The organism is Staphylococcus borealis, assembly GCF_001224225.1.
In the GTDB taxonomy this organism is placed as follows: Bacteria; Bacillota; Bacilli; order Staphylococcales; family Staphylococcaceae; genus Staphylococcus; species Staphylococcus borealis.
On the sequence record NZ_CUEE01000005.1, the window covers coordinates 153014 to 174612 of the forward strand.

General features: G+C 34.3%; 23 protein-coding genes. 3 read left to right on the top strand and 20 right to left on the bottom strand.

What is annotated here, in order from left to right:
- Positions 1-93 precede the first annotated feature (93 nt).
- From AK212_RS07715 to AK212_RS07755, 8 genes are all read right to left on the bottom strand, one after another.
- Positions 94-645 (bottom strand): DUF805 domain-containing protein, encoded by a 552-nt coding sequence (locus AK212_RS07715; protein ID WP_053030132.1) that lies wholly within the window; start codon positions 643-645, stop codon positions 94-96.
- Positions 646-785: 140 nt separating this feature from the next.
- The gene (locus AK212_RS07720) at positions 786-1652 is read right to left on the bottom strand and encodes a hypothetical protein (RefSeq protein WP_053030133.1); all 867 of its coding nucleotides are present in this window, start codon (positions 1650-1652) and stop codon (positions 786-788) included.
- Between the two features lie 323 nt (positions 1653-1975).
- On the bottom strand, positions 1976-2980 hold the full coding sequence (locus AK212_RS07725; protein ID WP_053030134.1) for an N-acetylglucosamine kinase: 1005 nt from the start codon (positions 2978-2980) through the stop codon (positions 1976-1978).
- A gap of 13 nt (positions 2981-2993) precedes the next feature.
- Positions 2994-4082, bottom strand: coding sequence for a DUF871 domain-containing protein (locus AK212_RS07730; protein WP_053030135.1), 1089 nt, complete (start codon positions 4080-4082; stop codon positions 2994-2996).
- Between the two features lie 294 nt (positions 4083-4376).
- Positions 4377-4694: a PTS lactose/cellobiose transporter subunit IIA gene (locus AK212_RS07740; protein WP_053030137.1), complete on the bottom strand. Its 318-nt coding sequence runs from the start codon at positions 4692-4694 to the stop codon at positions 4377-4379.
- Positions 4695-4708: 14 nt separating this feature from the next.
- Entirely contained in the window at positions 4709-6004 is a 1296-nt protein-coding gene (locus tag AK212_RS07745; protein WP_053030138.1) for a PTS sugar transporter subunit IIC, read from the bottom strand.
- A 24-nt stretch (positions 6005-6028) separates the two neighbouring features.
- Entirely contained in the window at positions 6029-6331 is a 303-nt protein-coding gene (locus AK212_RS07750; RefSeq protein ID WP_053030139.1) for a PTS sugar transporter subunit IIB, read from the bottom strand.
- A 13-nt stretch (positions 6332-6344) separates the two neighbouring features.
- A complete protein-coding gene (locus AK212_RS07755) occupies positions 6345-7196 on the bottom strand; it encodes a MurR/RpiR family transcriptional regulator (protein WP_053030140.1) in 852 nt (283 codons plus the stop codon).
- Positions 7197-7383: 187 nt separating this feature from the next.
- Between AK212_RS07755 and AK212_RS07760 the strand changes: the two genes are divergently transcribed.
- Positions 7384-7902, top strand: coding sequence for a M15 family metallopeptidase (locus tag AK212_RS07760; protein ID WP_053030141.1), 519 nt, complete (start codon positions 7384-7386; stop codon positions 7900-7902).
- On the opposite strand, the gene AK212_RS07765 is transcribed toward AK212_RS07760, so the two are convergent.
- From AK212_RS07765 to panB, 4 genes are all read right to left on the bottom strand, one after another.
- On the bottom strand, positions 7800-8540 hold the full coding sequence (locus AK212_RS07765; protein WP_231119754.1) for a hypothetical protein: 741 nt from the start codon (positions 8538-8540) through the stop codon (positions 7800-7802). The genes AK212_RS07760 and AK212_RS07765 overlap by 103 nt on opposite strands.
- Positions 8541-8711: 171 nt before the next feature.
- Positions 8712-9095 carry an aspartate 1-decarboxylase gene (gene panD / locus AK212_RS07770; protein ID WP_011274512.1) on the bottom strand — a complete coding sequence of 128 codons (384 nt, stop codon included), beginning with the start codon at positions 9093-9095 and terminating at the stop codon, positions 8712-8714.
- A 3-nt stretch (positions 9096-9098) separates the two neighbouring features.
- Positions 9099-9953, bottom strand: coding sequence for a pantoate--beta-alanine ligase (gene panC, locus AK212_RS07775; protein ID WP_053030142.1), 855 nt, complete (start codon positions 9951-9953; stop codon positions 9099-9101).
- Positions 9946-10764: a 3-methyl-2-oxobutanoate hydroxymethyltransferase gene (gene panB / locus AK212_RS07780; protein ID WP_053030143.1), complete on the bottom strand. Its 819-nt coding sequence runs from the start codon at positions 10762-10764 to the stop codon at positions 9946-9948. Before panB ends, panC begins: the two co-directional genes overlap by 8 nt.
- An 81-nt stretch (positions 10765-10845) precedes the next feature.
- On the opposite strand from panB, the gene AK212_RS07785 reads away from it, so the two are divergent.
- Positions 10846-11694 (top strand): oxidoreductase, encoded by an 849-nt coding sequence (locus tag AK212_RS07785; RefSeq protein ID WP_053030144.1) that lies wholly within the window; start codon positions 10846-10848, stop codon positions 11692-11694.
- A 398-nt stretch (positions 11695-12092) separates the two neighbouring features.
- Here the strand turns inward: AK212_RS07785 and AK212_RS07790 are convergent, their stop codons facing one another.
- The 6 genes from AK212_RS07790 to AK212_RS07815 are packed head-to-tail and all read right to left on the bottom strand — an operon-like array spanning position 12093 to position 17689.
- A complete protein-coding gene (locus AK212_RS07790; protein ID WP_053030145.1) occupies positions 12093-13010 on the bottom strand; it encodes a D-ribose ABC transporter substrate-binding protein in 918 nt (305 codons plus the stop codon).
- Positions 13011-13029: 19 nt separating this feature from the next.
- A complete protein-coding gene (locus AK212_RS07795; protein WP_053030146.1) occupies positions 13030-13968 on the bottom strand; it encodes an ABC transporter permease subunit in 939 nt (312 codons plus the stop codon).
- The gene (locus tag AK212_RS07800) at positions 13949-15445 is read right to left on the bottom strand and encodes a sugar ABC transporter ATP-binding protein (protein ID WP_053030147.1); all 1497 of its coding nucleotides are present in this window, start codon (positions 15443-15445) and stop codon (positions 13949-13951) included. The genes AK212_RS07795 and AK212_RS07800 overlap by 20 nt, the downstream gene beginning before the upstream one ends.
- A gap of 12 nt (positions 15446-15457) precedes the next feature.
- Positions 15458-15847 carry a D-ribose pyranase gene (rbsD, locus tag AK212_RS07805; RefSeq protein ID WP_053030148.1) on the bottom strand — a complete coding sequence of 130 codons (390 nt, stop codon included), beginning with the start codon at positions 15845-15847 and terminating at the stop codon, positions 15458-15460.
- On the bottom strand, positions 15840-16721 hold the full coding sequence (gene rbsK / locus AK212_RS07810; protein WP_053030149.1) for a ribokinase: 882 nt from the start codon (positions 16719-16721) through the stop codon (positions 15840-15842). The genes rbsD and rbsK overlap by 8 nt, the downstream gene beginning before the upstream one ends.
- Entirely contained in the window at positions 16718-17689 is a 972-nt protein-coding gene (locus tag AK212_RS07815) for a LacI family DNA-binding transcriptional regulator (protein WP_053030150.1), read from the bottom strand. Before AK212_RS07815 ends, rbsK begins: the two co-directional genes overlap by 4 nt.
- A 243-nt stretch (positions 17690-17932) precedes the next feature.
- On the opposite strand from AK212_RS07815, the gene AK212_RS07820 reads away from it, so the two are divergent.
- On the top strand, positions 17933-18796 hold the full coding sequence (locus AK212_RS07820) for a helix-turn-helix transcriptional regulator (protein WP_053030151.1): 864 nt from the start codon (positions 17933-17935) through the stop codon (positions 18794-18796).
- A gap of 512 nt (positions 18797-19308) precedes the next feature.
- Here AK212_RS07820 and AK212_RS14015 read toward each other — a convergent pair.
- Positions 19309-20655, bottom strand: coding sequence for a hypothetical protein (locus tag AK212_RS14015; protein WP_053030152.1), 1347 nt, complete (start codon positions 20653-20655; stop codon positions 19309-19311).
- Positions 20656-20725: 70 nt separating this feature from the next.
- A complete protein-coding gene (locus tag AK212_RS07830) occupies positions 20726-21589 on the bottom strand; it encodes a trypsin-like serine peptidase (protein ID WP_053030153.1) in 864 nt (287 codons plus the stop codon).
- Positions 21590-21599 lie beyond the last annotated feature (10 nt).

A 21599-nucleotide genomic window follows, 5' to 3' on the forward strand; every position in this document is an offset into this window, starting at 1 on the left:
ACATACTAAAAAAGGTTCAACGTGGTTATAATGATTAACAACACGTTGAACCTTAATTTATATCGCTAAAAGCATTTCATTAGAAGAATTGAATTATTCATAATGTCCTTTAAATTTAGGACTTACTCCATATTTATTCTTATTAAATTTACTATTTAAACATGTAATCACTAATTGATAAATTGAAATAGCAAATTGAACGAGTGCAAGTAGAAGAATAAACAATAATACCCAACCATTGTCACCGTTAGGGTCATTAATATCCCAAATCAATTGACTAATAAAAGATATCACACCTAATATAACCGATAAAATTGGAATAAGCATTGTACGGTCGGTGTCATGGAAGCGTCTGACTGTCAATGCTAAATTCGGAATGAAAGTAATAATTGCATATAAAATCATATAAATGATTGTGCCAACTAACATGACTATACTTACTATTGATAACGCGTCAGATTCTAATGCTGCTGAGAACATAACCATGATTAAAGAAGCAATATAAAGAATGAGTACTGGTCCGTAAAAAATGACATGCCATAATTGCATAAACCAGAATTCACTACGTCTTGAGCGTCCTTTAAAATTAAAATAATTCTTCCAAAACAACTTAAATGCTTCGCCAAAACCTACCTTTGGATTCATAAGCATAAACTCCTTTGCGTGATTTTAATTGCCGTCTTTCCCTTCAGTTTCATCGTACCATACTGACATAATTATAAAACCCTATATAAAAAGTTCTCAGGCTAAACCAATTAACATGAGAACTCTATAACACTGGTTTATTAATTTTCTTGTTTAATGACTTTACCATTAGGGTCTAATTTAAGAATTTTATTATTTTTAGTTTTATACGTCCCTAAAATTTCGCCATCTTTATTTCGGTAATTGACAATCCAATCGCCACTATGACCAACCATTTTAACATCATCCCATAAATAGTTTGTCTTACCTACCGCAATACCTTCGAAATCTGAAATCATTTGATACACTTGGTTACGGAAATGTGTATTAACTGTTCCTGATTTTTCTAAGTATGCTGCAGATAATGGATTATTGTCTTCTTTATCTTTTTTAGATAATTGATCTACAATATTTATTTTGTCAGTTAATTCTGGTAAAGCTTTGTTATCTTTATTAGCTTTATAAACATCAATGAGTTTGACCTCTTTGCCTTTGCCTAATAAGTCTTTATAATCTAATGAACCCGATTGCATACGTCCAACAAAGATTTTGTCGTTACTCACACCAATCAATGCTTCAAAGTTCCCTTTATTAGGTGATACATTGTAGAAATTCATACCTTTAGGTGCATTATTAATATGTTTTTCATATTTCACAAGTTTGAAATCAACTAGCTTAAAGTTTTTATTACCAGACGCAAGTCTGTATTCATAAATACCTGTTAAAATTTCATTCTTAGTCAATGTATAGCGATCGACATCTTCCACACAGAAGGCAAGAGCCAATTTTTGTTTTTCAGTAAGTTTTGCTACTTCTTTCTCCAACTCTTGGTCTTTTTTAGACTTCTTAGATTTTGTTTGTTCTGCATTAGATTTCGTTTTACTATTATCTTCTTTAGAACCGTCATTAGAACCACAAGCTGCAAGTAAAAGTAAAAACACCCCACATATAAATACTAGTTTTTTCATCTATGTCTCCTCATATCATTTGCATTTTTAAAATCAATTAATTATACTATATTTTATTTATAAAAGTGTACTTTGTAAATACTTAATTGAAAGTATTTCTTGCAAAAAAGAAGAGGCTGGGATATAAATAATATAATAATGCTATTTTGCAAATTCGCAGTAGCTGACTGTACTGAGAAGGCGCTTAAATCAAGCTTTTCTCAGTTCTAGTCATCCTTGCGGGCGGGGCCCCAGCAAAGAGAATTTCATCAAGAAATTCTACAAGCAAAGCAAGCTGGGAGTGGACGACGAATTTAAAAGAATTCTGTCCCACTCTCTCTTTTTTAACTTAATGTATCAATCTCTTTCCAGCTACGTTCAATTGTTTGTTGAATTGTATGAGTAAAACTATTTTCGCTATTTTCTCTTAAAGATAGTGTATAGGCTCCAACCACTGGGGGAAATTTAGGTATTATAATTTCATTACTCGGATAAACTTTTTTTAATTTATTCATAAATGTCTCTTTAAACTGAATATTAGAGAATAGACCTCCACATAATACAATAGGTGGATGATATTGTGCCTTATTAACCGAAAGAAACGCGCCATTAATTAATTCAATCAATGCATCCATACTGTTACTAATGATATCTTTAGCAACCATATCACCACTGTTGGCAACCTCAAACACTACTTTAGTTAATGAAGCAATTTCTGATCTCATTTCCATATTTTGATAAACAAACGGAATTATTTCTGTTTCTTGTATCAAGTTTAATTGTTGCTTAACCGCTTCAGTTAATTGAGTTGATTGACCTCTACCATCATAATTTTTCATTACTGCAGTAAGTGCTTTTTTGCCTATATCATACCCACTGCCTTCATCGCCTAGTAAATACCCCCATCCACCGACTCTATTCATTTCATTTGTTTCTTTATTAAAATAATATGATATAGAGCCAGTTCCTGCTATGAGCACAATACCAGAATCTCCAAATGTCCCGGATGCCAAAGCACATATAGCATCATTTTCAACGACAATTTTTATCTTATGTAATTTGTACGCTTCCAATGATTTTATAATCAAATGTTTTTCTTCTTTTCTCCCAGCACCACTTAATGATAAATAAATCGTATCAATTTCATTTAAGTCTATCTTTGCTTGTTTTCTCAAATTAGATATCATATTCATTAATATCTCTTTAACAGTGTCCAAACCTTTAACTTGTATATTTGTAGATTCTGCTAGAGTATGTCCAATAATTTCTCCATAATTATTACCAATGACACCTTCTGTTTTGGTTCCTCCACCATCAATACCAATATAGTATTTTTTATTAATACTCATTGTTATATCAATCCTATTCTTTCACATTTAATACGAAAGATTCCCAAGGCTCTATCATATCTAATAGAAATTGTTCATTTTCAGTTATTTTACCTATAACATTTTTTACACCATCATTTTCCATATTTTGAAGTGCTATCTGCATTTCTCCCTTATAGTGACCATAAGTTTCGTTGCAAATCAAAATATCTCCTCTTTTAATCTCAGCAGTATTATGAGGCGGGAAATCTTTATCTTTAAAATGTACTCTGCTCATTGTTGAGCGAATAACATACTCTGAGACATCGCCACGATTAAAATGATCTTCTTCTAACACAATCTTTTTTTCTAAACTAGAAATTTCAGGATTTAATTCTATATCAAGCGTAGGCATTGATAAATTAATCTTAGATAATGCGTATAACTCTTCCTCAGAAGCAAATGCGTTACTTATAATAATATCATCGATTAATCCAGTCATTAATAAGTGCTTTGCTTGAACTTCAATAGGTAAATTTCTATGACTTTCTAATGTAGGTAACCCCTCCATTACTTTCCAAGGCCCTACTTTACCGTGTTGAGATGTTACGAATGCCGCAGTCGTCAATTGATGTTGTTTATATGATTCTGAGGTTTTTTTAAAATGCTTAAATGATATGCCTGTATATTTTTGTGGATAAAAATTATGACATCCTATTAACTTATCTCTATCAGGTTTAAAATTTAATACATCATTGATAAATGTTGCACTTGTACTTATATTTAATTCAATAGACATATTTTGCTTATTATGCGTCATTTTCGCTGTTTCTTGAGCAGAAAATCCAGAATCAATTCGAATTCCAGATACACCTAAATCTTTAAAAAATGATAAGTCTAAATTATCTATTTGAAGATCTTTAAATACTTCTCGATTTATATCAGCTATGACCTCCATACCGTTCTCATTAGCATATTTCACTATTTCCTTAAACTTCTCAAAAACTTCACGATCTTCCTGTTTTACCGATAGCAGATTAGTGAATATACGTTTGAAGCCATATTTCACACTGGTATCAATGTAATTCTTCATTCTCTCTAGATCAGATTGTGTAGGATAAATTGAAATACCTAATCGATGCATTTACTTGCCCTCCTCAGATTTATAAATAACGCCTTTAATTTTTTTATTTTCAAGTAATTGTCTTGACTGTTCAAAAAATAAAATACTATTGAATATGATCAACACGTAAATAACGGTCCATCCGAATGAATTAATCTCATCAAAGATTAAAACTGGAATACCAATAATAAATGGCATAATAATTAAAAGTAACCATCTGTTAATTGCAACCTTCTTAATAATCAACTGTGATAACTTGAAGCAAAAAAATATTAAAAATAATAATCCTAGGATATATAAAAGTCTCATGGAAAATCACTTCTCTTCTAACTTTTTGTATAGCTCAATCATTTTTTCAATTAAACTTTTTTCACTTAATGCTGTCATAAGATGATCTTGTGCATGAATCATTAATAACGACGTATCAACTTTTTCACCATTAATTTCATCTTGTATTAAACGTGTTTGTGTTTTATGAGCCTCTGCCATTTCTCTCTCTGATTCATCAAGAAATTTTTTCGCTTCTTCAAAGTTGCCTTCAGTAGCACTATTTAATGCCTCATAAGCTAAACTTTTTGCATTTCCTCCATGTGCAATAATTTCAAATATCTCTGTTTCATTTTTATTGTCCATAGCAATTACCTCTCCTAATCTTTTTCAGTAGCATCTTCATTAAGACTTTGTTCTTGCGCTAACATTTCACGCTCATATTTTTTAAAGAAAGGATAATAAAGTACAATTGCAATAATGATATTGATTAATACTAATATAAGTGCTTTCCAATCTCCATTAGTCGCAAACAATGCACCAATAGGTCCAGGTAATGTCCACGGTGCTAAGATGGTAATTTTTGCAATTAATCCCAATTTAAAAACGAAGTACGTAATAGTAGTTAAAACTAAAGGAATACATATGAATGGTAAAGCTAGAATTGGATTCATTACTAATGGTGTCCCAAAAATGAGAGGTTCATTTATGTTAAATATACTTGGAATGATTGAGAATCTACCTACTTTTTTGAGATATTCTGATTTAGAGAAAACCATTAATATACACAGACTTAACGTCGCACCTGCGCCTCCAATCCAGACAAACCATTGGAAAAATGGTTCTACAACGATATTAGGTAGTTGTTCTCCCGCTGCTTTAGCATCAATATTTTGATCTAAGAGTGAGAACCAAATTGGTTGGAAAACAGCACCCATGACAGCAACACCATGAATACCTGCAGCCCATAAAAGAACGATAAAGAATACTGGTATCAAAGCGCCTAACAATGAATCTCCTGCAAATTTACCGAGTGGTTCAAATAGCATGTTAACGATTTTATTTAAATCTACATTTAAAATCACACGGATAAACCATGAAATAACAATAACTAAAGTAGCCGGAATTAAAGACTCAAAAGATCTGGCAACTGAACTAGGGACTTGTTCAGGCATTTTAATAGTAAAACCAGATTTAATAACTAATCTGCTTATTTCTACTGCAAATATCATAGAAATGATAGCTACAAATAAACCAGACCCTCCCAAATCTGCCATAGGCAATACATATCCAACGGCATCCTTTTTAGCTAATTTATCATCTAAATTCAATGGAATATTCATCATTAGGAACGTTGCTAATGAAAGTAAGCCACCTGAAAGACCATCCATTTTATATGATTTTGATAAGTTATAACCCATACAAAATGCTGCGTATAAAGCCATTAACCCCAACGTCATTCTATTTGCAATCATAATCTTCTCAGCATGTGGTTGTACTAAATCTGCGAGATAGGGTATTGGTGGTGATGCAAACAAAGTGAAGAATGAACCGACGATAATCAATGGTAATGTTGCAATAATACCGTCACGAATGGCAACTAAATGTCTTTGCTCTGATGCTTTTGCCATTGGTGTCATTAATACTTTTTCAAGCCATTGTAATATCTTTTGCATAAGACCATCTCCTAAACATGTATATTAGTTATCGTATTCTTTAATTTGTTTTAAAATTTTAGGTGCACCTATTGGTGTATAACCCATTGGATCAACTACATCAACTGGTTTACCAACTTCTTCTCCCATTTTTTTAAATTTATCTAAACGGTGTTTAACTTGTGGGGCAACTAATCCTAAATCATAATGTTCAATTTGATTTTCAAATTCTTCAGATCCTACTGCTTTAATTTCAAGATCATAGTTTTCTTTATCTGCTTGTTTCTTAATTGAATCAACTACCATTGCACTTGACATTCCACCTGAACAAACCATAATTACTTTCATTTAAAACACTCCTCTATTTTAATTTATTGTTTTTTATAGCATTTCTTGTATTCTCTAATTTCTGGCGATTACTTAAATAATCATCACTAGCGATGCAAATATACAAAATATCAATGATGCTTAGCATAGCAATTCTTGAACTCATTGCCCCACTTCGTATCGTTTTTTCGGAAGAACTAACAAACAATTGTACATCTGCTAATTTAGCTATAGAATTATCACCATATTTAGTTATAGAAATAATTTTTGCACCCTTTTCTTTAGCTAATTGCGTAGCGTAGACTATATCTTTAGTTTGACCTGAATTTGATATTGCAATTACAACATCTTCAGAAGATAGGTTAGCACTTAAAGTCACTTGCTCATCAAAACTACTTCCTACATCACACCAATAATCTATACGCGTTAACTTTTGTTTAAAATCTTGCGCAATAATAGCTGATGCACCAATTCCATAAATACAAGTTTTTCTTGAATTGATAATTAATTCAAAAGCTTGCTTAATACTAACTGTGGATAAAATCCTTTCTGTGTCTTTTAAAGTCTTAGTATTGTTATGAAATACTGATTGCGTGACTTCTTCAATTGAATAATCTTCATCAATTTCTGCATAATCGCGTTGTACTTTCCCAGGTTCATTTAAATCAAATGCGATTTTCAATTTTAAATCTTGAAAGCCCTTACATTTCATCTTTTTAGATAACCTAACAATCGTAGCTACGCTTACGTTTGTTAGGTCGGCTAGCTTTTGTACTGAGTAATTAATAATTTCTTCTGGATGTTTAAGAATATACTCAGCAACTCTACGTTCCGAGGGGTTTAAATCGCTTAAAGATGATTCAATAAAAATTAAACTACCATGCAATAAACATCACCTCTAAAAGGAATAATATTTCACTTCAATTACAATTTACAAAATATTATTACATTTGTCAAAATCTAATTTGTATGTAATTTAGTTATTTAACATCTTATTTCATTTCTTTTTTTATGCTAATCTTACATTGTAAGAATAATCTATTAATAAACTTTTTTGGGAAAGGAATTATATTGTGAAAAAGCTTATTGCAATTTTAATTTTGAGTACTTTAATCTTATGTGCATGTCATGATAATCATGACTCAAAAAGCAAAAATAATCATGATTCATCACAAAAATCAACTCATCATGTACACAAGAAAGAAATCAAAAATGGTCGAACGTATTATGACGATATTTTAATTGTTAATAAAACAACAACGCTCCCACCTGATTACAATCCTGGTGAAAATCCGAAAGCACAACGTGCATTACAACGGATGTTTGCTGATGCTGGCGAAGAGGGTGTAAACCTTTATCAGATAAGTGGTTTCAGAAGTTACCAAACACAAGTGAGTTTGTATCAGCAGTATGTTGCGCGTGATGGCGAACAAGCTGCGAATCGATATAGTGCGCGTCCTGGCACTTCTGAACATCAAAGTGGATTAAGTTATGATGTAGGTGCTATTGGATCAAATTGCAATTTACATGAATGTTTTGGAGATACTAAAGAGGGGCAATGGATTGCACCCAATCCCTCCAACTGTTTATAAGAGATGCCATTCTCATCATAACTAATGTTAGGATACTTATTATCAATATGCATTTTACTTACTAATTCTGGCAAAGCTTTGTTATGTTTATTTTTTAAATAGACATCGCTTAAATTCACTTCTCTACCATGTTGCATCAATGCATTATAATCTATAATTGCGGCTTGTGTTCCTCCTAAGAATATCTTTTCATTATTCACACCGATGATTGCAGCAAAATTTCGTTTATCAGGATATACAGTGTAAAAATGCATATCTTTTGGCGCATTTACAACAGGTTTATCATGCTTAACTAACGTAAAATCGACTAATTTATAATGATACTCCCCAGCTGGTGCTATAGCTAAATAAAATCCAGTTAAAATTTCATTTTTAGTTAATGTATATTGGTCGACATGGTCGACACAAAATGCTAAAGCTAATTTTTCCTTTTCCGAAAAGTTAGCTACTATATCTTTAGTTTTTTCTTCATTCTTCTTTTTGCTTTCAACCTTGTTTTGTTTTTTATTGTCTTCTGTTGTCTTAGTATCCGTTTGTTTCGAATGTGAATTAGTTTTACCTTCCTTGGACGATTCATTCGTACTACAAGCTGTTAAAATCAACATAAATGTGATGCTAAGTAATATAAATCTTTTCATAAACAAGCCCTCTAATCTAAACAATTTATATAATTTTATTATACTATATAAAAGTTATATATAGAGGCATTACTTATAATATTATGCTCCACTATATACACAAAAATCCGATAGCTTTTAAGCTACCGGATTGTAATCATTTCAATATTTTTAGACTGCCGTCATACTTATTTATTTAATTATAGTGCCTTCTTTTTCATGAATCATTTGAATAATTTCATTCTTTTCATTCATCACAGCAACTTTCGGTGCATGATCAACTAATTCACGTTCATCTAATTGAACATAAGTCATAATAATCACCACATCGTCAACTTCAACTAATCGAGATGCTGCACCATTAAGGCAAATCTTGCCACTACCTCGTTCACCAGCAATGACATACGTTTCAAAGCGGGCACCATTATTGTTATTCACGATGGCTACCTTTTCATTCGGTAAAATATCAACTGCATCCAAGATATCTGCATCTATCGTAATACTTCCAACATAATTTAAATTTGACTCTGTTACTCGTGCTCTATGAATCTTACCATTCATCATTGTTCTAATCATAACTTACGATTCACTTCCTAAAATAATATTATCTATTAACCGTGCTTTCGAGAATTTAACAGCGAGTGATATAAAGATTTGACCTTGTATTTCTGTCGCAACTTCTAAACCGGGGTAACTGTAAATTGCAACTTCATCAATATGACCACGCGTATGTTCCGTTAAATATGCCTTAATCTCACCAACAATAATATGACTACGACGTTCCCCTTGATTATATAACGTTTGTGCTAATGCTAAACTTTTACTTAGGTGAACAGCCTCTTGTCGCTCATCATCGGTTAAATATACATTTCGTGAACTGCGTGCGAGTCCATCCGCTTCACGTACAATATCAACACCAACAATTTCAATTGGATGGTTAAAATCTTCAACCATTTTTTCAACGATTGCAAGTTGTTGCGCATCCTTCTTACCAAAGTAAGCTTTATTAGGACTGACGATGTTAAATAGTTTATTCACGACAGTCACAACGCCGTCGAAATGACCTGGACGTTGTGCGCCTTCTAAGACTTCCGCTAGACGTCCCACCTTCAATGTTACACTTAATTCGTCTGGATACATTTCTTCTACTGTTGGATGAAAGACGTAATCCACATGAATAGCTTCAACTAAAGCTACATCTTGATCAATTTGACGTGGATACGCATCGAAATCTTCATTTGGTCCGAATTGTAGTGGGTTGACGAATACGCTAATCACTGTAACATCATTATCTTCAACTGAGCGACGCATCATACTTAAATGCCCTTCATGTAAGGCGCCCATTGTAGGAACAAAACCAATTGTCTTACCCGAACGTTTCAATTCTTGCGTAATGTGTTGCATCTCAGCTACAGTTTGAATTACTTTAGTCATTACCATTTACCTCGTTCAATATCTTTTTCTTATACGTGTGTGCTTCAGCTGGAAACGTGCCTGCCTTAACTTCCTCATCATATTGTTTGATGCCTTTAATGCCCACTGAAAAATCACCAAATTGTTTCACAAATTTAGCATAACGATCTACACCATAATTCAACATATCGTGATAAACCAATACTTGACCGTCCGTGTCTTTTCCTGCGCCGATACCAATCACTGGTATATCTAATTGGTCACTAATTAAACCAGCTAAGTCACTAGGAATCGCTTCTAATACTAAGGCAACTGCGCCTGCTTCTTGTACTGCATGTGCATCTTGAATTAGTTGTTCAGCTGCATCTTTCGTACTACCTTGTAAACGATAGCCCATAACACCCACGCTTTGTGGCATTAAACCTAGGTGCGCTACAATTGGTATTCCAATTTGCGTTGATTTCTTAATGAAATTAACTAAATGTGCACCTTCTGCTTTTAACGCATTCGCATTCGTTTGTTGATAAAGTGTGAGCGCATTTTTCAAATCATGTTCGTCACTCACACCAACTGCGCCAATTGGTAAATCTACTACTACAAAGGTATCATCTGCGCCTCTGCGTACCGCTTTACCGTGGTGAATCATGTCATCTAGCGTCACTTGTGTTGTCGTCTCATAACCAAGCACTGTCATTCCAAGTGAATCACCCACTAAAATCATATCTATATTTGCATCTTGTGCTTGTTTTGCGCTTGGAAAGTCATAAGCCGTAATCATCGAAATTTTTGTTTTCTCTTGTTTCATTTCAACTAATTTTGCTAAATTTTTCATTTTTAAATTAACTCCTATATTAAAAGTTCGATAATAATACGTATAATTATATGTAAGAATACCTAGAAAGGAAAGTTTTAAATGCAAATTGCTGTTATTGGACCAGGTGCGGTTGGCACTACGATCGCCTATGAACTACAAACATCGTTACCAAACGTCACACTAATTGGTCGTTCTAATAAAGACATAACCATTCAACCCGCAAATCAAACGGTAGAAGTATTTAATATAGATGACGTGACGTCGACCTTTGACGTGATAATCATTGCTGTCAAAACACATCAGCTTAATCATTTAATTCCAAAGTTACATCGTTTAGCCCATGACGAAACGCTATTTATTTTAGCTCAAAATGGCTACGGCCTACTATCTCGTCTTCCATTTCAACACACTTACCAAGCTGTTGTTTATATTAGTGGCCAAAAGTCGGGAAACGAAGTCGTACATTTTCGTGATTATCGTTTACATGTTCAAAAAGATGCTCAAACAATGCGCTTAAAACAGTTACTTGATCACACAAAAATTGAACTCGTACTTGAAGAACATATTGAAGACAAAATTTGGTATAAATTATTAGTTAACCTCGGCATTAATTCTATTACTGCGCTTGGTCATAATACCGCTCAAATCTTAAAAATTAAAGAAGTGGAACAATTATGTAAAAACTTATTATACGAGGGACAACACGTAGCTTTATCAGAGGGCATTACGCTTCCTGATTCATTGGTCGATGATATTATGCAGATTTATGCAGGTTATCCTGACCATATGGGTACGAGTATGTATTATGATGTGATCAATAGCCAACCGCTTGAAGTTGAAGCCATTCAAGGCTTTATCTATAGCAAGGCGAGATACTATAATCTCAATACACCTCACTTAGACACTGTTTACGCCCTTTTACTGTCACATCATTCTATTGCAGAATAAAAAGGGAATGCGACAGCATTTTTTTTAATTCGTCGTCCACTCCCAGCTTGCTTTGCTTGTAGAATTTCTTGGTGGAATGCTCTTTGCTGGGGTCCCCGCCCGCAAAGATGACTAGAACTGAGAAAAGCTTGAATTAAATGCTCTCTCAGTTCAGTCAATTACTGCCAATATATATTTGTAGGGAGTGGGACAGAATTCTTTTTAAATTCGTCGTCTCTCTCCCAACTTGCTTTGCTTGTAGCATTTCTTAGTGAAATTCTCTTTGTTGGGGCCCCGCCCGCAAGGGTGACTAGAACTGAAAAAAGCTTGATTTAAGCGCATTTTCAGTTCAGTCAGCTACTGCGAATTTGCAAAATAGCTTCATTATATTATTTATGTCCCAGGCTCTTTTTTTCTAGTTAACTCTTACTTTGTTTTAACTTTAATGGCACTTTAATTTGTTTATCGACAGAATCGCCTTTCATTAGACCATTAACTACTTTAATTGCTTCTTTACCCATAAGTTCAGGTTGTTGCGCAATTGTCGCATCTAGTTTGCCATTTTTAATGGATTTCATCGCATCTTCATTACCATCAAATCCAATGACTTGAATATCCTTACCACCAATTGCTTCTATTGCACCTAAAGCCATTTCATCATTTTGGGCAAAGATTGCTTGGATATCAGGGTGTGCTTCAAGCATGTTTTGCGTTACATTTAACCCCTCTGCTCTATCAAACTTTGCACTTTGTTTGGCGATGACTTTTAACTGCTTATCAGCAACGTCGTGGAACCCTTTACCTCTTTCTCTAGTCGCACTTGCCCCAGGTACACCTTCAAGTTCACCCACTTTGGCATTTTTACCGACTTTATCTACCAAGTAATTTCCAGCCATTTTACCACCTTCAACGTTATCTGACGCAATAAATGACGCTACATCACCTTTATCTACAGATCGGTCTAACGTAATTACCGGAATCCCCTCGTTATTAGCTGATTCTACCGCACTTGAGATTGCACTTGAATCTGTCGGGTTAACAATTAAGTAATCCACTTGTTGTTGAATTAAATCTTCAATGTCATTCGTTTGTTTTGCTGAATCATCTCGTGCATCTACAACTTTGACTTTCATCCCTTGTGCTTTGGCATCTTTTTCAATACCATTTTTAATTTTAACGAAGAATGGATTGTTTAACGTTGAAATACTTACACCAATTGTAATCTCTGATTTTTTCTTATTTGTTTTACCATTTTTATCATTTTTCAAAGGTGATTCTAAGGAACATGCTGCTAAAAATAGGACGAGTGCTAATGTAATGGCTAATAATTTCTTCATATTGTTATCCTGCTTTCTCTTATTTTTTACGGTCAATTAATACCGCAATTAAAATGACTACACCTTTAACGACTTGTTGATAGAATGAAGACACACCGAGTAAATTTAATCCATTATTTAAAACACCTATGATAAGTACACCTATAAGTGTTCCAACAATTCGTCCTTTACCACCTGTCAATGACGTACCACCAAGCACGACCGCGGCAATCGCATCTAACTCATAAGACATACCTGCTGTTGGTTGTGCAGAATTTAGACGTGATGTTAGTATTCCTCCGGCTAACGCTGACATTAATCCTGAAATACCATAAATAAAGATTTTAATTTTATTCACTTTAATACCTGAAATTTTAGCTGCTACCTCATTCCCACCAATTGCATATGTATGACGACCGAACGTTGTTTTTTGAAGAATGATAAGTAAAATGATAAATACGATAATCATCGTTACTGCTGGTACCGGAATACCAATAAAATAGCCTTTACCAAATAGTTGGAATAAATAGCTATCACCTAAATTAGTGATTGGATTGCCGTCAGTAATGACTAATGTTAATCCACGGAAAATCGTCATTGTCGCAAGTGTTGCAATAAATGGCGCCATATTCCCTTTCGTCACTAGTAAACCGTTGACTGCACCCAAAACAAAACCTATCAGTACACCTATAATTAAGGCGATAATTGGATCAACACCACTTGTAATCATCAGTGCAATAAACGCAGATGATAAAGCAAGGATTGAACCTACTGATAAATCTATGCCACCAGTTAAGATAATAAATGTCATCCCAAAGGCAATCAGACCATTGATAGAAATTTGTCTTAATAAGTTGAGTAAATTAGATAAATCTAAAAATGATGGATTTAAAATACTCACTACAATAATTAATAAAATCAGACCAATAAATGGAATAATCTTTTCCATGAACGATGTTTTAGCTGTTAACTGTTTCATTTAAAGTTCCCCCTGTAGCTAACGTCATAATATTTTCTTCTGTAATTTCATTTCCTGTAAGATCTCCTTTGATATTACCTTCATGCACGACCATCACTCTATCGCTCATACCAATGACTTCCGGTAATTCAGATGAGACCATAATAATAGACACACCACGATCTGTAAGTTCATTCATAAGTTGATAAATCTCTCTCTTAGCGCCAACATCAATACCTCTTGTAGGTTCATCCAATATGATGATTTGCGCACCCGTACCAATCCACTTAGCTAATACGACTTTCTGTTGATTACCTCCTGATAATGAACCAGCTGGTAGCTTGCCTGGCGATTTAATGTTCAGTCTTTTGCGCATCGTATCAACAAATTGCTCAGAACTCTTATCGTCTACGATGCCATGTTTTGAAAAGCTAAATAACGAAGGTAACACCATATTGTCTTGAATGGAGAAGTCTAAAATTAATCCTTCTTCCTTACGATTCTCGGTTATAAAAGCAAGTCCATGTTTCATCGCTTCAATTGGGGACGTGATCGTCACTGGTTGACCTTTAATTTCAATGTCATTGTCTGCTTTATCCACACCAAATAAACTGCGCATCATTTCCGTACGTCCTGCACCCATCAAGCCACTTACACCTAGTATTTCACCTTCTTTAAGATAAAATGATTGATTCTCAATATGATGTAGCGGATTATTGAGACGTTTTACATTTAAGATAATATCTTGTGGTTCATACGTTCTATGTGGAAATTGTTCATCTAATTCGCGTCCTACCATTGCTTTCACAATTTGGTTGTACGTTAGATGACGTGTTTCATCGTACATCACAGAAACGCCATCACGCATGACTGTTATTTCATCTGAAATCTCAAATATTTCAGCCATTCTATGCGAAATGTAAACAAAGGCAACACCTTTTGCTTTTAAATTACGAATCATATCGAATAAACGTCGGATTTCTTTGTCTGTTAAGGTAGCTGTCGGTTCATCCATAATAATGATTTGTGCTTTCGTCATCATCGCTTTAGCGATTTCTATCATTTGTTGCTCACCAATCGAGCAATCTTTAACTACTTTATTTAACGGAATGTAGAAATCTAATTCTTTAAATACTTGTTCTGCCTGTTGTTTCATTGCTTTTGTATTGAGTATGCCCATTTTGTTGCGGATTTCTTTTCCTACAAATAAATTATCGAGTACTGTTAATTCTGGATATAAATTCAATTCTTGGTGTATAAAGGTTAATCCTTTTTCTTCCGCTTCTTTAGGATTACTATATTCTATTTCAACATCAGAATACGTCATGACACCTTGATCTTTCTTATGAATACCTACTAAAATTTTCATTAGCGTCGATTTTCCAGCCCCATTTTCTCCCATTAAGGCATGGACGGTACCTGGTTTCAAAGTAAAGTCAACACCCTTAAGCACCTCGTTATCACCAAAGGCTTTATGAATATTAGTCATTTGAATCATTAATCTCACCCCTTAAAATATGACACCACTTTGAAGTATGATGTTTGCATATGGTGTTGCTTCACCTGTACGTATAATCGCTTTTGCATCCTTCGTTAATGCTTTAAATGTTTCATGATCGACTTTTGTTATGTCTGAAAAGTCATGTGTCACTTGCTTATAAATAGGTGCATTGTTTACTTCCATTTCCTCGGCTATCGTAATATGTTCAATTTCCATGTGCTGCTTAAGGACGTCATAAACGTCTAGGAAACTAGGCTTCCCTAACGTTAGTGCTAGGTCAATCTTCTTAACATCTTTAGGCACTGGTAGCCCACAATCGCCGATTACAATTTGATCTGTATGTCCTAAGTCGCTAAGTACCTTTGAAATTCCGCTGTTTAATATGCCTGTTTTATACATCGAATTCACCTTCTATTTCTGAAAAGGTCGGCATACCACCTTGAGCGCCCATACCTGTTACTGAGTGACTTGCTGCTAAATTCGCAAGTGTAAGGGCCTGTGCGATGGAATATCCCTTTTGTAATCCTACTGCGAAAGCACCATTAAATGTATCTCCGGCACCTGTGGTATCTTTAACTTCTCGCTTAAATCCTGCGATATGAACCTTTTTAGTGCCGTTATGATACATAGCACCTTTATCCCCTAATGTAATAATCAGTTTGTTAGGATAATGTGCTAACGCTTCATCAATGTTAGTCTGGAACATCGCGTTACTCTCTGTTTCATTAGGTGTAATATATGTCGCTTTATCAATGACTTCTGCTTCTACTTCTCGGAATGGTGCCGGGTTAAGAATTGAGATTAAATCATGATCATCACAATAAGTTATGACGTCTTTAACTGTTTCGGCAGGAATTTCTTGTTGAATTAATACAATGTCGCCTGCTTGCGCTTGTTTTAATGCTTCCAATGCATACGCTGAAGTCACATAGTTGTTGGCTGAAGGCACCACAATAATGCTATTGTCATTGTCTGATAGTGTAATATGCGCTGTCCCTGATGCCGAATGTGTAACGGGTTTCAGAAATGTCGTTAAAACATGGTTATCTTCTAAATTTGTGAAAATTTGATTGCCAAAATCGTCATCCCCAATGCGTCCTACCATATACACATCATCACCAAGTCTGGCAGCTGCTACGGCTTGGTTCGCACCTTTGCCTCCAGGTGTCGTAAAGAATGACTCACCTAGTACGGTTTCGCCTTTACTTGGTACTCGATTCGTAGAAACGACTAAATCAATAGATAAACTTCCAACTACATAAATACTTGTCATTTTGTCTTCCTCCTTGTAGATTCTCTATAAATTAAATCAACATCTAATACTACTTTCGTTGTGATGTCATTATGTTCTAATTGTTGAATCAAACCTAATGCTGCTTGCTTACCAATATCATATGCAGGCTGTTTGATGGTTGTGAGACTTGGATAAAATAGCTTAGCTAACGGGATATCATCATACCCAATGACTTGTATGTCATCTGGAATAGTAATATGTAAATCATGTAACCATTTCATCATTTTCAGTGCTGATACATCATTGCTACATATCACACTATCGATATCATTGTACTTAATGTAACGCTGTAATTTATCCATAGTAATATCACGCTCATCTTCAATCCATAATTGAATGCCCTGACTTTCTAACGTCGTTCTTGCACCGTTGAATCGTTCTTCAAACGAACGATAATTCAGGTCTTGATGTAGCACTAATACACGTTGCGCATTGCCTTCTATGATTGCCTCAGCTTGTAATTGACCACCTTTATAATGATCTGCTTCGATACATTGTTGATTATCTGTAACGCGGTCAATGAGAACATAGGGTAATTGATAGGAGTTGAATTGATCAAAAGCAAATTGCGTCGATAATTGTGAAGCAATGACGCCACTGCAATTATTCACTTTAAATGTGGTTAAATAGTTAAGTTCTTTATGTTCTTGCATTTCACCATTACCAATCATGACATGATACCCTTTTTGAATTGCAGTATCCTCAACACCTTTAGCAACAATTGTAAAAAATGGATTACTCATATCTGGTAAAAGCAGTCCAATCGTTTTAGATTTCTTAGTGAATAAGGTTCTTGCAGTTTCATTTGGATAATAATCTAGGTCTTTGATGACTTGTTCAATTCTTTTACGTGTTGCTTCTTTAACATAACCACTTTTATTAATCACTCTTGAAACTGTGGCTACTGAAACATTTGCTTGTTTAGCCACTTCTTTAATCGTTCTCACTTTGCCACTCCTTTTATGTGTAACCGCTTACACAAAAATTTATCACTTTTTTCTTTTAATTGCAATATTAAATAAAACATTTATAGATTATTACTTTTGTAAATGTACGCTATCTTATTATTTATGTTTATTGATATATCGCTACTTTTTAAATTTGGAATTATACACATTACAAAAATAATATGATACTATATAGTTAATTTTCAAAGTAAATACAGAATTGATGCAAAGGGGACCCAATTCTTGGATAAATCAACTCGTATACTAAATATTTTAACTTTGCTTCTTAAAGGTTATGTTGTTACGCAACAAGACTTAAATCAATTCACTGATGTAAGTAAAAAGTCAATTCAACGTGATATTAATACGATTAACACTTTCTTTTATGAAAATGAGTTTTGGAATCCTAGTAATACTAGAGTCGTTTATAATCATCAATTGGCAGGATACGAACTTAAGCAGGATACTCAAAGTAAACACAGTTTGGGCATTCTGAGTCTGCTCATTAAACTTCAAAGCTTAACGCCTATATTGCATCACGATATTCATAAATTTTTACTTAGTTCAATTACTTCAATGAAAGTTTCAGATAAACATGTTTTAATGAGTACGTTACATCAATTTAAAATCAGACAAGAATTATTGCCTGGGAAACATCTCATGCTCCTCCAAAAAGCAATCGTGAATAAAGAAATTGTTCGCATTGAACTTCAAGATAAAAAGATAGTGGTTAAACCATTATCTATCTTGTATATGCATTATGACTATTGGTTTACATATGAAGAGGATCATGAAATTGAGACGATTCTTCTTCGAGATATTCTGTCTGTTAAGATTTTAAATTTAAAATTTAAGAAAGATGGCACATGTAATCCTGTGTTATTCCAAATTCACACACACTTTTGGAACCAATTCCAACAACAGTTTTCAATTAAGGAAGTCGTTGAACACAGCGAAGATAGTATCACAGTATGGGTGAATTGTACGCGTTTCGATGCGTACTATATCGCTTATCAATTAGCGCCACATGCTAAGATTCTGAAACCACAGTCATATATTGATAGTTTTATAGAAAGATTAGATGAGATCAAAGGTATTTATAAATAATGAAAGTGTTCGTAAAGTAGTTCATAGATAGATTTCGCTTGCTTAAGTTATTTCGCTTTCCTGTGGGAAAGGCTCTAAAGCAGTTCTTTGATTTTAATCATTAGAACTACTTGAGGTTGGGACATAAATAATATAATAATGCTATTTTGCAAATTCGCAGTAGCTGACTGAACTGAAAATACGCTTAAATCAAGCTTTTTTCAGTTCTAGTCATCCTTGCGGGGGTCGGGGCCCCAGCAAAGAGAATTTCATCAAGAAATTCTACAAGCAAAGCAAGCTGGGAGTCGGGGCCCCAACACAAAAAATCACGAAAGTGATTTTACAAGCTAAGCAAGTTGGGGTTACGACGAATTTAAAAAGAATTCTGTCCCACTCCCTCCTTTTCCCCAGCAAAGAGATATTCGTAATTCAACTATGTATCTCCAAATTACAATAAATTAGGCACTTCGTTAATTTAGTAAACATCACTAAGCTAAATTAACGAGGTGCCTTATATTGTTTATTTTAAAGATTTATTCTTCTTCACCGTTTTCATCATATTTCGTAACGCTTCCATCTGAGGTTACAATATATGATCCAGCTAATTCACCATTTTTATCAGTAAATGAGAATCCCCAATCGCCGTCAGAATTTTTTTCTGGTTCTTTATAAGTGTATGTGTCTGTATCTAAGGTATGCCCTTCGTATGCTTCGACTTTATCAATCACATTATCGCGTGTCACCGTTTCATCACTTGAACTATTATCAGAGTTTTCTGAGCTACTGTCATCTGAATTTGAACTATCATAATGTTCAGGTTGTCTAGGCGTATCAGATGTAATGTAACTTGCTACCTTTTCAATTTCTGAATCTGACGCGTTCTTCATCTTCTTCGTTTGACCATTATTCAAAATTCGAGCTGTTTCTTGTTTAGAGTAGCCATCTTCAGTCCAACGATGGTCTTGGAAATGACTTGGCACATCATAAAATGTGACTGTCCCATCATTATTATCTTTAAACGTAATGTGACCAAGTGCTGTAACAGATGGACTTAATACAATAGTTCCCTCCGGATACACTTCTGACGCATCTTCATTATATGGATTAATCGGTTCACCGGACATATCTACAGGTTCATACGTATGGTCTTCTCCATTAAATATTTCATCCGCATCATTTCGTGCTGTCAGCCATATTTTAGCAAAGTATTCTTTCGTATTTTTATCATTACTGTCGGCCGAATGCGTACTATTAGAACCGCCACTAATCGAAATTTGTTTTGCCACTTTCTTATAATCTGAATCCTTACCATACTTTCGATATAACGCATTTAAATCAAGCTCGTACCCTAAGTCGGATTGAATAAATTGTTGATATTTACCTGGACTTTGCGTACCTATTACTGCTACTTTATCATCACTCACACCGATTAACGTCGCAAAGGATCCTTTGCCAGGTGAAGCACTATAAAATGTCATCCCTTCTGGTGCGTCTTCAACGGCTTCTCCAGTTGCTTGTAACTCGTATTTATCTATACTTTGTTGCCTTTTCCCAGTATTACTATTTTCAATGTATGAATGACGCTTTAAATCATTGGCAGTTATCGCTATATTAGACACACGGTCATCACTTAGCGCTAATGCGACTTTCTCAGCTTGATTTAAATCTTTAACACTGTTTACTGAATTCGCATCATTATTTTTCTTATTATTAGTACTATTATCAGATTTCGAATTACTATCTTTATTCGATTTATCCGTTTGTGATGACGTGTTCTTATCATCGGATGAGCCATTTCCTAGTCCTAAGTCACTTAAACTACAGCCGGCTAACAGCATTGTCCCCGTTATTGCACCAATCATTAAATACTGTTTCTTCATTTCTCTCCACCCTTTATTCCCTTTGTAAGATAAATTGCGAAACGCTTGTTATTCTATTTATTCAATCCAATTACTTAATATGTTGACGGACAAATTTACCAGCGTACCCTTTAAATGACTCTCCGCCAGCCATTTCTTGCTTACCATACAAATCAGTTGCGGTACCACCTAAATTATGGCCATACGTTCTCATACCGTACATTGTATTATATTTACTATTTAACATCGGTGAACCAGACGCACCTGATCTGAAAAAGTCTTTCGTTTGAATTTCGGTGCCGTTAGGAGAAAATTGTGTAACACGTAATTTACTGTAATATGGTTTCGTGTTGTCTTCGTTTATTTTTGAGTAACCTAAAGAATATAATGGTGTATTAAATTTCAATTTTTTAATTTCTGAATCTGTCGCAATACGTATCGGTTTAGCATACTTCGACATATTTTCTTTTGTATGGACGATGGCAATATCATACTGCGGTACTTTAATCACTTCACTCGCATGAAAAGTATAAGGTATTGATTTACCATTACGATTCAATTGAAATTTAATATATTTTGGTGCTGCGGCTTTACCATATTGATCATCAATAACATGCCCATTTGTGACAAAAGTATGCGCACCAATAACCGTGCCAGTACCCATTGAGTCTTGTCCTTTATATTTTGGAATCCCCACCTTCCAACCGTTTAGATTCGACACACGACCAATAGATTTTAAATTGCTTTTAGATGCATTTGGATAATATTGGTTAGAAATTGAACTTTTAGCAATTTTTTTAGCTTTTAAATACCCTGAATACTCACCTGCATGTGTGCCATCATAGTAATAATTACCAACAGCCTGCGCTTCCTCATGATGTCCAGCATAACCAAACATCGATGCTCCAATCACTACACTAGCAATAAACGTTTTACCAACTTTTGTTTTCCACATATTATTCTCC